This is a genomic window from Pseudoalteromonas sp. Cn5-37, assembly GCF_021532495.1.
GTDB classification, from domain to species: Bacteria; Pseudomonadota; Gammaproteobacteria; order Enterobacterales; family Alteromonadaceae; genus Pseudoalteromonas; species Pseudoalteromonas simplex.
On record NZ_JAKGBA010000002.1, the window covers coordinates 66496 to 78286 of the forward strand.

Here is an 11791-nt window from a genome sequence, read left to right on the forward strand (position 1 = left end):
CACTGAGGCGTGCTTCTTATTTTCGAGCGCTGAGGCTAGAAGCTGTATGATACACCTATGTATGCATAGCGCCCCTTGCCACCACCGTATTTTGAATAATAATTACCGCGGCCTGATGGGTAAAAGTCCCCTTTATTATCAAAAAGGTTATTCACACCACCAAATAAACGTAAATCACTTTTGTTAGACAGTTCTAATTTATAAGAAACTGACAAATCATGTCTTAGGTATGAGCCGTAATCTTGAAAAGCTAGTTTTTCAGGGTTCGTAACGCATTCATCGCTTCCTTCTGCGCAGCGTTCATCATTATCTGCTAAGTAGCCTAAGTATTCTTCTTCTCTACTTTGGCTTGCTTTAAATGAGCCTAAGTATTTAGTACGCCAACGGATCCGTAACTCATCTTTTCGCCAAGTTAAAGACATTGAAGCTTTATCTTTACTTTCGCCATAGCCCGCATAATGTGTAGTCACTTTACCGCCATCAGGGCTTTGGTATGTTTGCGAGTTCTCGATGACATGATTGTAGTCAAGTTTAAATGCCAACTGACCTAAACTTTGTAAATCATATTCATACTGAGCTGAAACATCATAACCACGTGCAGTTAGCTCATCGAGGTTGTATTTACGTTGTACTATTTCAATGATATTACCTTCATCATTACGGGTAATATCATTACAAAAAGAATTATTTTCACCCCATTGTGTACCTGAGTCATAACACTCTCGTTGAATATTATCATTACTTAATTCAGAGATAGCATCAGAGACAGATATGTCATAAAAATCAATCGCAAGATTAAAATCAGGGATAAACTGAGGGGCAATACTCACACCGAAAGTATAGGTATCAGCGGTTTCTTCTTTGAGCTCTTTATTACCCACACCCGGTGAATAACGGTTGTTATCATCATCAAATTCAAAGTTAGGATCTTCTGCGATTAGGGCTGCAAGTGTTGGCTCTTTGCGGCAGTTATCATGCCCTGCGTCAGTTGATGTAGCTGTTAGACCATCACAGATATCATCATAGCTGTCATAGTCGCCGCGTGGTGGTGATAATAATTCTGTGATAGTTGGGGCACGTTGAGCACGGGCATAGTTAGCTCTAAAAGCATAGCCGTTAGTAATTTCCCACATTACGCCTAATTTATAACTGGCAACAGTCCCGACATTATTCATACTGTAGTTAGCTACACGTAAAGATAGGTCTGTATCAAGTGACTTTGCAAATGTTGCATCCCTTAAAAGCGGTAGTGCAAGCTCAGCAAAAGCTTCATATACATCAACTTCACCATAAAAAGTAGGCACATAATTAAAAGTAATACCGCCTGCTTTTATATCATCACTGGTTTTGAGGTCTTGGCTATCTTTGCGGTATTCACCACCAAACACAGCTGCAACTGGCCCTGCAGGAAGCTCAAACAGGTCACCAGTAATGTAGCCTACCGCGCCATATTGTTTTATCTCGGTATCAATAATTGGGTTGCTGCGGATCCAAGCGGCCATCTCTTCGGTAATAGAGCCTTCACCAAATAAGTTAATTGCTACACAGCCTTCTGCGCGAGCCGCTTCATCAATACACTGAATTGTGCCATCAGCTAACTCTTCAGCTTGTAAAGCTTGATTAAGTCTAACTGTATTTAATTCATTGCTTCGTACTTGATGTTGTTTAAATCGACCATAGCTGACTGAAAAATCCCAGTCCCACTCGTCATTAAATAGAGTGCCTTGAAGGCCAGCCCAGCTGCGAATAGTTTTTCGACTATTGTCAGTAGTGATGTTACCAACCTCATGAAAGCGACGATCCCAATAAATACGGTCTTTGTATGGGTTTGCATCAAGAATCTCTTGTGGAACATACGGATTGTCAATTGGAATATAACCCGGTTTTACAAGCCCTAAAGGCTCACCTGTAGCCGGATCAAACTGCGGTGCTGTGGCACCCTCATATTCGTCTTCTGGTGATTTATGATTGAACGAATCACTTTCACTGTATTGCACTTGCGCGTAAAACATCACATTGTCAGTAAGGTCATAATCAATTTTAACTGCAGTAGAGAAGTTATCGCTTGGTACATCAAGCATTACATACTGATTTGAATTGATACCATAAATTTCTTCATTACCTTTCCAATCATCACGCAGGGTTTGTCCGTCGTACCAGAACTGTGTGTCGTTTTTGCCATTTTCTAAAAACACACCACCAGGAAGACCATCACTTTTACTCACCCAATCAGCTTGCGTGATGTCGCGCATACATTGATCGCCATCTGCTGTTTGCATTACATTACACATGCGATCTTTATCGTAATCGTAGCTATCTTCTATTTGTGCGCGTTTACGGTCGTAAAAAGTCATACCGAAATCACGGTCCCAGTTTGAACTGAAATAAGCATAGCCGCGACCATCATCGAATGACGTACCATAGTTTAAATCGAGGCTAAACTCTTTACTGCCTCCTTCAGTTGACTCGCCAGTTTTAGCTTTAAAATCAAACCCTTCTTTTTTTGATTGAGTGATGATATTAACAACACCGGCCACAGCATCGGCACCATAAGTTGCAGAAGCGCCACCACTTATTATTTCAACGCGCTCAACCATGCCGCTCGGAATAGTATTTAAACTGACATAGTTGCCGCTGTAGCTATTAGAAACTACACGACGGCCATCGATCAGCGTTAAGGTGCGATTAGGGCCTAAGTTACGTAGTTCAACTGTTGATAGACCGGTAGTTGAAACGCTTGATTGGCTGGTGGTGTTACCGATGCTCTCGCTAAGAGCTGGCATGTTATCAACTAAAATATCTGATAAGTTGCTTAATCCTGTATCGGAAATAGCGTCACGATCCATCGTTACTAAGGGGGTTGAAATGGAAAAACTATCACGCTTTATTCGTGAACCTGTCACGACAATTTTTTCAGGTTCTTCAGTTTGCTCATTGGCTGTTGGGGTGGTATTGGCAGTGCGAGCTATTTCAGCCTCATCTGCAAAAGCATGTTGACTAAAACCACTGGCAACGGCAAGTGCAATGGCACAAGGTTTGGTTAGTAGATTTCTCACAGGCGTTCCTAGTTGTTATATTTTTAGTTTTTAGAACCAGAGTGATGCTCTTTTTAAGGGCAGTTAAAATTTACAGCGAACAACACTCTGGTTGGTCGGTATTGACGTTAAAATAATTATAGAAATGTGAACTTAACTACAATCTTAGGTTGCTCGTTTATGTCTCTATTTTATATCTATTGAATATCTATTCATTTAAAAACAGTGCGTTAGGAAAATTCTTATTGTTAATTAAATTGCAATTCTAGACTGGTTAATACTTGGCTTTTACGTTAGATTGGTAGGGGCTTACACTGCTGTTTATCTAAAATGAGGTTTTATTTAGAGTTAATGGAAACATCTAATCGCGCTTATCAGCTGGGCCCATGTGTTGTTAACCCGCTCGAAAATAAACTGATATGCAATGGCAGTGAACAGCTTTTGCAGCCTAAATTTATTGAGCTATTAGGCTGTTTAGTTGGGCGCTACCCTGAACCTATCACCCGTGAAGATCTTATTAACCATGTGTGGGAAGGTAATTTTTATGTTGGGGAAAAAGCGTTAACGAATGCTATTTGGCATTTACGAAAAACATTTAAAGAACTCGACCCAGAACAAACTTATATAGAGACATTACGTAAAACGGGTTACCGGGTACTGTTAAAGCCTGAACCAATAGCTACAGCCGATGAAGTAAAAACCGAGAGCTTTAGTATCACAGCAGTACAAATAAGGCAGTTGTTTGTGGCTTTTTGTTTAATAAGCCTAGTAGGAATATATTGGTTGTTCTCATCGCCCTCAGAGCAAATCAATTCAAGCTTTGTGTTGCCACTTAATAGCATCGAAAGTGTGACGGCAAGCCCTGGTCGTGAGATTTATCCTTCAATTTCAGATGATCAACACTATTTGGTGTATTCATGGCGACAACTTGGGAAACAAAATAACCTCTATTTACGCGATTTACATTTTCCTGAACACCCAGCCAAGCAATTAACAGACTCACCTTTTACCGAAGGACGCTCTGTGTTTAGCCCAGACTCAAATACTTTATACTATTACCGAATGGCGTCAGATGTTTGTGAAATTGTAAAACTGTCTTTGGTGAATGCCACCAGTGTTGTACTTGGCGAGTGCAGTAATAGCTATGCAGCAGATCTTGATATCAGTAGTGATGGCAAAACTCTAGCCTACATTGCAGATCATACTGGGCAGTCAGGCAACAGGGTGACTCGTATCAAGCTACTTGGGTTACAGGAAAAACAAACAAAAGAAACAGTTATTCCTTGTAATGATGACTGCGAAACTGTGTATGAGTCGGTGTCGTTTTCGCCCGATGCACAGCGAATTGTGGTTACTCGTAATGTTAAAAACAACCAAAAAGCGTTGTTTTTAATAGATGTAAAAACAGGGCAAAGCCAACGGCTAACTCATGATTTTGTTGATATTCATGGTGTAGATTGGCATCCGTCTAAAGAGCAATTAGCGTTTAGTGCGGTAGAGGGCGGTAAGCGTTATGGCTATTTTTATGATATTAAGAATAAAACCTTAATCAACACGCAAATTGCTGGTATGAGTTCACCTAACTTCAGTGGCGATGGGAGTGTTTATTATCATCAATGGGATTTAGATAAGGTGATCACGCGACTGAAAATAGACGAACAGGTAGCAAGCTCGCCATTTTCTATGTTGTCGACTAACTTTAGCTCGCTCTTTCCCGAGTATAATCAGCAACAGAATAAACTGCTGTATGTGTCGAATGAGTCAGGCAGTTCGCAGCTTTGGATTGTAAACCCCGATAGTAGCTCGCGAAAACAGCTTACTAATATTTCACATAGTACCGCTGAGATCCGTGACCCGACCTGGTCAGCCGATGGACGTTATATCTTGTTTTCATTGAACGATAACGGCAGCGCTCGTTTATTTTTTTATGATTTCAAAGTAGAGCAAAGCCAACAAATCGAACTGCCATTTAGCTATGCTGCTAAACCCAAGTTTAGTGCTGATAGTCAGCATTTTTTAGTCTCTGATGGTGACTATCTTTACCGTTATGATTTATCAGGAAAAAACCAAGGAAAAGCTGTTGAAATGCCAGCACAGTATGGCGTTGAAACACAATCGGGCGATATTTTATTTACCAATTCGCGCCATGCTATTTGGATTAAACATCATGATACAGGTGTTGAAGAAATGCTGGTGAACGATGTTAAGTTGGCGCGCAAATATGCGTGGTTACGAATAGCAAAAAACGCGTATCATGAAGGGCGTATTTATTATTATAAAGAGCGCCGAGGTGATTATCGTATTAGCTACTATGACTTAGCTAGTAAACAACATCATGATTTAATTGCTTTGCCTGAGCGCGCATATAGCCGTTCATCGGGTCTGACCTACATACCCGATGAACGTTGGTTGGTTTACACTGCGTATCTATCGCCTGAGATAGAAATCAAGCGTTTACCCGCAGCTTATTTACCAAAGTAAGTTAGCACTTACGATAGATATCAGCATCCATATCATAAATATTAACGCTTAGACTATACGAGCGGCGGCAGTATGTTCTTAAGCAATTTAATAATTGCTCACTAAGCATCTGCTTTTGCTCTACGGTTCTTCCTGCCATAATTGATGCGCCGATGTGTATAAAGCCATCTTTACCTTCACCTAATTCGTAATGTTGATAAGCGATTGCACGAGTCTTTATGGTCGAAAGATCAAATAAGCCTGAGTCAAAAACGGCTTGGTGAACTTTTTCAACTAACACTTGTGGCAGAATTGGCAAGTCTTCTGAGTGTTCTATAACAATGTGCGGCATGGGGTTTTCCTTAAAAGCGGTAACTAAAACCGATGTTTGTTTGAAATTGGTTTAATACATCACCATCAAAGTGCCATAGACATTGGCTGTCTTCAGATGCTGGTAATGTGCATGATACGTTACTTGCATTATTTACAATAGTTGCCAACCAGCGAGTTTCAATATAAACCCGTGCTTGATCAGTAAATAAATACTCGGCGCCACCATAAAGACCTGTGGTAAAAAACGTATCGGAGTCGGCAAAGTCAGTGCTGACATGATTTGCGCCAATTTGGGCACCAACAAAACCTACCATACGATTTGCTAATGGTACTTCTATAGCACTTTGAAATAGCAGGTATTGCATCTCGACTTGCTTGTTGGTTTGGTCTTTCATGTCGAGTTTGGTAGCTGAATAAAAGAAGCCATAGCGGGCATTATTAAGGGTTCTATCTAGGCTGACAGTAAAATGGCTGTCATCCTCAAGCTCAATTTTTAGGTTTTCTTCGGTTTGCACTGAGTTAGTAAAGTTTTTGCCGAAACCAGCGCTAATAGAGTAGCCAGCGTGAGCAGTGCTACTTAAGAACATTAAACACAGTAAACCAAGCGATTTTTTCATTGTTTAGGTGCTCGTTGTTGAAGATATTTTGAGATAGTATTGAAACATAGCAAGCAAATCGTTGTAAACGGACAACTATCGCTTTTTAATAAGGAACACTAGGATGAAGTTACTAAAATTAGCTGCACTTACTGCGCCACTGATTTTGTTGAGCGGTTGCTCGGATGATGCAGCTTCGGTGAGTTTGGGGCTATTCACTACCAAAGATATTAAAGTGGTATCACAACAAGACCCGCTTATAAGCGGTGTTACTTGCCATATTAGCCATATTGAAGCGAATCTTGATTTTGCTGATCCATCTGATATGTCTATTGCTTGTCGTCAAACAGGACCTATAACCGCTGAACAATTACAACAAATTGACCGCAGTAAATCGGGCGAAGTGGTGTTTAAGTCATCGAAAAGTATTTTGTTTAAGTCGTTAAAAGTGCGTCGTATTTATGATGCGCCAACACGCACTTTATTATATTTGTCTTATTCAACGAAAGAGTCGAGCGGCAGCCATCATCATGCTTTATCAACCGTGCCTCTTTACAATACGGATGCATGGCAGTGGGCACAATCACAAGAGTAATTTATGTTAGCATTATTTAAGTCAGCCCCACTTGTTGATGAGCAAGAGCAGCAGTGGTTAATCGATACCTTTTTATGGGCTGTTGAACACTTTGATAGTGAATATTTTTTAAAACACACACAAATCATTTTACCTAACGGGCAGTTCTTTCCGGATAGGGTATCGAGCGTCAGTGAAATGGCTGAAAAAGTATTTAGCCGAGTTGTTGATTATGCGGGGATGCAGGCGTGGCCAATTAACTTAGTTGCGCCATCTGGGCTTACACCTCAGGTGTTTCCGCATTTTGAATTTCAAGACAATTTACGCGGTAGCGAGGCGAGTTTAATTGTGCCGGCAAATCATCCGGTGAATATCTCGTTTAACCCGAACCAAATCAATCAACCGCAAGATTTAGTGGCAAGTTTTGCTGGTACCTTAGCAACCATTTTGATTCACCATGTAGGTGTATTACCGCCCGGTGGTAAAGAGTACTTACCGCAAGCGAGCGATGCGTTGGCATGCTATTTAGGCTTTGGGGTGATGATGAGTAATACGGTGTATCAATTTAAAGGAGGCTGCGGCTGCGGTTATAACCCTTATGCTAATCGCCAAGCGGCGCTGACTGAGCCTCAAACGCTATTTATGCATGCGCTAGTTACGCATTTTAAAGGGGATAATCAGTCGAAGAAGTTTTTAAAACCCCATTTACGCAGCCAATATAAAAAAGCGCAAAAGCAAATTAAAGCATTGGTGAGTGACAGTGCAAATCCGTTGTTATTAGCATTAGATGAACAAGCAGTAGGGTAATATTGAGTGCAGTATTTAGATGAGTTTTTATTGATAGCCATTGCTCACTTTTTTGCAGTAGCAAGCCCAGGCCCTGACTTTGCAATTGTACTAAAGCAAAGTATTCAACAGGGTCGTAAAAATGCACTTTGGACCAGTGCTGGGGTTGGTGCGGCTATTTTGCTGCATATTGCTTATTGTGTATTAGGTGTGGCATTAATTTTATCCCAGTCACCTAGCTTATTCATGGCTTTAAAATACCTTGCAGGGGCTTATTTGGCTTACTTGGGTGTGCATGCTTTACGAAGCGCAAAACCTAGCGATAGTAAACAGCAACCCCTTGCTCCTGCTGAGCCTGAATCTGTGTATAAAGCATTTCGACGCGGCTTTTTTACCAATGCCCTTAATCCCAAAGCAACACTGTTTTTTATGTCGTTGTTTACTCTTGTAATAAGCCCTGAAACACCTGTTGTAGTGCAGGCTGGTTATGGCATGTATATGGCAATGGCGACTTGGCTGTGGTTTTCATTTTTATCATTGGTGTTATCAAAAGCATCAGTGCGAGCATTTTTCTTAAAAAGCGGATACTGGTTTGATAGAGGCATTGGCGTGATCTTAATTGCCTTAGCTATTCGCGTTGTTGTGTGAGGTAAGTATGGCGTTATATAACTTTTCATTTGGTTCAAATATGTCATCGAGCAGATTGCTGGCAAGGTTACCTGAAGCAAAGCGGGTAGGCACAGCTATTCTAAAGGGCTATGAGTTGACGTTTGATATGGTCAGTACCGACGGCTCTGCGAAATGCAGTGTGCGTAAAACAGCGCAGCAAGATGCCTTGGTATATGGTGTTGTGTATCAGTTAAACGAAGCTGAAAAGTCGATTCTTGATGATATCGAAGGGCCGCGTTATGACTGTGTGGATATCACCGTTGAACTACTAGATGGCGAGCAACTTGCTGCCCATTGTTATATCGCTAATACCTTAGATGAGTCTTTACTGCCATTCGACTGGTATCTTCAGCATGTTCATCGCGGAGCGCTTGAAGCAGGTGTACCAAATCATTACAGTGAAGCAATACTCGCAAGACCAAGTTGCGATGATCCAGATAAAACCCGAGCAGCGAAAGAGTTCGCTATTCACAACAATAAAAATCACCAAGGGATATTATGATATTTCGTAAATTAGCCGTTGCCGCGGCGCTGTTATCGAGCTGTTCGTTTTACAGTTATGCCGATATTGATACTAAAAAAATTGAAAAAGTAATCGAAACGTCAATGGCACGTTTTGATGTGCCGGGTATGGCAGTGGCGATTGTTGAAAATGATAAAGTCGTATTAGCGAAAGGCTTTGGTATCGCAAACCTTGATACGGGTAAAAAAGTAAATAAAGACACCTTATTCGGTATCGCGTCAAACACCAAGGCATTTACCGCAGCAGCGTTAGCTAAATTAATTGATGAAGGTAAGCTTAGCTGGGATGACAAAGTAATTGACCATCTTCCTGAGTTTCGTCTGTATGACCCTTATGTAACACGTGAAATGACCATTCGCGATTTATTAAGCCACCGTAGCGGTTTGGGTTTAGGGCAAGGCGATTTAATGATTTGGCCAGATACTGACAAATCAGTTGATGAAATTATCGCAGGGCTAAAATACTTAAAACCAGCGAGTAGCTTTCGTAGTAAATACGCCTATAACAACTTAATGTTTGTCACTGCCGGTGAGGTAGTAGCCCGTGTTTCAGGCATGAGCTGGAATGATTACATCGAGAAGAATATTCTTCAGCCACTTGATATGAAAAACTCACGCGCAGGTTTTTCACGTATCCCTAGTAGCAATAAAAACTGGGCGACGGGTCATATTCCAATGGATGGCCAACTTCATCCATTTTTTGTGAACTACCTTGAAGATTTCCGTGGCGCAGGTGCGATTGCATCAAGCGTGAGCGATATGAGCCAATGGCTGCGCACGCAGCTTGCTCATGGCAAAATGCCAAATGGCCAGCAGTTATTCACTGAAAAACAGCAGCAACAAATGTGGCATCCACACATCACATCAATGGCATCAAAAAGTGCTTATGAAGCTTACCACCAACAATTTAGGGGCTATGGTTTAGGTTGGAGCATTGAAGATTTCCACGGCATTAAAAAGCTAGGCCACGGTGGTGGTATCTTAGGTATGGTGTCTCAAGTGACATTATTACCAGAGAAAAACCTCGGCATTGTTATTCTGAGTAACCAGCAAGCATTCAGCGCGCTCTCTGCAGTGACCTATGAAGTATTAGAAGATGCATTAGATCTTGAAGATAAAGACTGGGTTGAAGATCTTGCTAAAAAGCACTTTGAAGGTAAAAAAGAAGCTTACGCAAACGCAAAACCAGAAACACCTGCTGATTATCAAGCGAAACTACCAAACATCAACTACACAGGCACGCTGCACGATAACTGGTATGGTGATGTGGTAATCGAGGAGTTAAATGGTCAGCTACGTATTGATTTTACTCATACAAAGCGTTTGAAAGGTCAGCTTGAGCATTACACGGGCAATACGTTTATTGTGAAGTGGGATGAAAAGTTACTTGAAGCAGATGCTTACATTGAGTTTCAAATGAGCCCAGATAACCGCGTGAGTAGTGCAAAAATGCGCGCTGTCTCAACGGCGGTGACAGATTTTAGTTTTGACTTTAGGAATTTAGATTTACGCGCTAAAAAGTAAACCAAAGTCGCAAAGCCACCGTTAGGTGGCTTTGTTATACTGAGGGAAAATAATTCAAGGAGCGTATTATGAGAACGGCAGTTATCTCACATCCATTTTGTCGTAAACATAAAATGATTGAGGATCACCCCGAATGCCCTGCGCGTTTAGATGTGATCACCGACCGCTTGCTAGCAAGTGGTGTTGATATAGCAATTACTCACTTACAAGCTCCTAAAGCCAGCCGCGACGACTTTTTACGTGCTCATGATGAACCTTTGGTAAGCCATGTAGAGCAAACAATTCCAGATGAAGGACTTGCTGAATTAGACGGCGACACTTGGTTGTGCCCAGATTCAATGAAAGCGATTGAACGAGCCGTTGGTGCTGGATTACTCGCCGTTGATGAAATCCTTGCTGATAAGCTGGATGCCGCGTTTTGTTCTGTTAGACCACCTGGGCATCATGCAAACCGCAGCACCTCTGCAGGATTTTGCGTTTTTAATAACCTAGCCATTGCCGTGAAGTACGCGCAAAGCAAAGGTGTAAAACGCATCGCTATTTTGGACTTTGATGTACACCACGGCAACGGCACACAAGATATCTTTTTAGATGATGACACTGTGTTGTTTTGCTCTTTGTTTCAACACCCGTTTTACCCAAATACCGCCGTTGAAAATAACGCGACGTTAGTGAACTCACCGCTGCCAATTGCCAGTGATGGTAATGACTTAAAAGCTGTTTATCTTGAGCAGTGGCTACCAAAACTCAATGAATTTAAACCTGAACTGTTGTTTATTAGCGCCGGGTTTGATGCTCACCTTGAAGATGACATGGCAAGCCTGAAGTTTGTTGAAGATGATTACGCATGGCTAACCACGCAATTAGCTGAATTTTGTCAGCAGCAAGGTTGCAAAGGGATTATCTCTTATCTTGAAGGGGGCTATGCTTTATCAGCCCTTGGTCGCAGTGCCGTTGCGCACATTAAAGCGCTGGTGGATGCCCCTTAATCTACCAGCATCGCAAAGGCTTGCGCTGATGTAAGCCGAGTAACCTTACTTAAGCAGCACACTCCCTCTTGTGCTAGATGCTCTGTTACTCTATTCGCAAGTTCAACGTCAGTTAACGCTTTCACGCTTTCTCCCTGCAAGTTGACATACAGCCCTGTTGTTAAAAGCAAGATAGCTTCTTGCTGCTGCTCTTCACTCAAACCATATACAAAGCTTTCTATATCGGCTTCATCTTCTACTAATGCTAATTCATGGTCTGAAAAAATAATCTTAGGAAATGATGAGTGCATTTATTGTCCTGTG

The 11791-nt window shown here is 41.6% G+C and carries 11 protein-coding genes; 7 read left to right on the forward strand and 4 right to left on the reverse strand.

The window, feature by feature from the left end; genetic code table 11:
* Positions 1-35: 35 nt before the first annotated feature.
* On the reverse strand, positions 36-3056 hold the full coding sequence (locus tag L1266_RS05085) for a TonB-dependent receptor domain-containing protein (protein ID WP_235377025.1): 3021 nt from the start codon (positions 3054-3056) through the stop codon (positions 36-38).
* Positions 3057-3386: 330 nt separating this feature from the next.
* On the opposite strand from L1266_RS05085, the gene L1266_RS05090 reads away from it, so the two are divergent.
* Positions 3387-5516: a winged helix-turn-helix domain-containing protein gene (locus tag L1266_RS05090; RefSeq protein WP_235377026.1), complete on the forward strand. Its 2130-nt coding sequence runs from the start codon at positions 3387-3389 to the stop codon at positions 5514-5516.
* 1 nt (position 5517) lies between these two features.
* Here the strand turns inward: L1266_RS05090 and L1266_RS05095 are convergent, their stop codons facing one another.
* Both L1266_RS05095 and L1266_RS05100 read right to left on the reverse strand, forming a co-directional pair.
* Complete coding sequence (locus L1266_RS05095) at positions 5518-5847, reverse strand: 5-carboxymethyl-2-hydroxymuconate Delta-isomerase (protein WP_054551025.1); 330 nt, start codon at positions 5845-5847, stop codon at positions 5518-5520.
* Between the two features lie 10 nt (positions 5848-5857).
* Positions 5858-6445, reverse strand: coding sequence for an outer membrane beta-barrel protein (locus L1266_RS05100; RefSeq protein ID WP_054551026.1), 588 nt, complete (start codon positions 6443-6445; stop codon positions 5858-5860).
* A gap of 103 nt (positions 6446-6548) precedes the next feature.
* Here L1266_RS05100 and L1266_RS05105 point away from each other — a divergent pair, with 103 nt between their 5' ends.
* The 6 genes from L1266_RS05105 (at position 6549) to L1266_RS05130 (ending at position 11488) form a co-directional block, all read left to right on the forward strand.
* Positions 6549-7019, forward strand: coding sequence for a CreA family protein (locus L1266_RS05105; protein WP_054551027.1), 471 nt, complete (start codon positions 6549-6551; stop codon positions 7017-7019).
* Positions 7020-7022: 3 nt separating this feature from the next.
* Positions 7023-7805, forward strand: a complete 783-nt coding sequence (locus L1266_RS05110) for a hypothetical protein (protein WP_054551028.1) — start codon at positions 7023-7025, stop codon at positions 7803-7805.
* Positions 7806-7811: 6 nt separating this feature from the next.
* Positions 7812-8432 carry a LysE family translocator gene (locus L1266_RS05115; RefSeq protein ID WP_054551029.1) on the forward strand — a complete coding sequence of 207 codons (621 nt, stop codon included), beginning with the start codon at positions 7812-7814 and terminating at the stop codon, positions 8430-8432.
* Positions 8433-8439: 7 nt separating this feature from the next.
* Positions 8440-8955: a gamma-glutamylcyclotransferase family protein gene (locus L1266_RS05120; protein ID WP_235377027.1), complete on the forward strand. Its 516-nt coding sequence runs from the start codon at positions 8440-8442 to the stop codon at positions 8953-8955.
* On the forward strand, positions 8952-10499 hold the full coding sequence (locus L1266_RS05125; protein WP_235377028.1) for a serine hydrolase: 1548 nt from the start codon (positions 8952-8954) through the stop codon (positions 10497-10499). The genes L1266_RS05120 and L1266_RS05125 overlap by 4 nt, the downstream gene beginning before the upstream one ends.
* Positions 10500-10567: 68 nt before the next feature.
* Entirely contained in the window at positions 10568-11488 is a 921-nt protein-coding gene (locus L1266_RS05130; RefSeq protein WP_138601705.1) for a histone deacetylase family protein, read from the forward strand.
* On the opposite strand, the gene L1266_RS05135 is transcribed toward L1266_RS05130, so the two are convergent.
* Positions 11485-11778 (reverse strand): DUF4144 domain-containing protein, encoded by a 294-nt coding sequence (locus L1266_RS05135; protein ID WP_235377029.1) that lies wholly within the window; start codon positions 11776-11778, stop codon positions 11485-11487. The two genes, L1266_RS05130 and L1266_RS05135, sit on opposite strands and share 4 nt — an antisense overlap.
* Between the last annotated feature and the right edge of the window lie 13 nt (positions 11779-11791).

What these genes read in the sequence shown, in the direction of transcription:
- L1266_RS05090 (WP_235377026.1), top strand. Translation starts at nt 3,387, where the DNA reads ATGGAAACATCTAATCGCGCTTATCAGCTGGGCCCATGTGTTGTTAAC.
- L1266_RS05095 (WP_054551025.1), bottom strand. Translation starts at nt 5,847, where the DNA reads ATGCCGCACATTGTTATAGAACACTCAGAAGACTTGCCAATTCTGCCA.
- L1266_RS05100 (WP_054551026.1), bottom strand. Translation starts at nt 6,445, where the DNA reads ATGAAAAAATCGCTTGGTTTACTGTGTTTAATGTTCTTAAGTAGCACT.
- L1266_RS05105 (WP_054551027.1), top strand. Translation starts at nt 6,549, where the DNA reads ATGAAGTTACTAAAATTAGCTGCACTTACTGCGCCACTGATTTTGTTG.
- L1266_RS05110 (WP_054551028.1), top strand. Translation starts at nt 7,023, where the DNA reads ATGTTAGCATTATTTAAGTCAGCCCCACTTGTTGATGAGCAAGAGCAG.
- L1266_RS05120 (WP_235377027.1), top strand. Translation starts at nt 8,440, where the DNA reads ATGGCGTTATATAACTTTTCATTTGGTTCAAATATGTCATCGAGCAGA.
- L1266_RS05125 (WP_235377028.1), top strand. Translation starts at nt 8,952, where the DNA reads ATGATATTTCGTAAATTAGCCGTTGCCGCGGCGCTGTTATCGAGCTGT.
- L1266_RS05130 (WP_138601705.1), top strand. Translation starts at nt 10,568, where the DNA reads ATGAGAACGGCAGTTATCTCACATCCATTTTGTCGTAAACATAAAATG.
- L1266_RS05135 (WP_235377029.1), bottom strand. Translation starts at nt 11,778, where the DNA reads ATGCACTCATCATTTCCTAAGATTATTTTTTCAGACCATGAATTAGCA.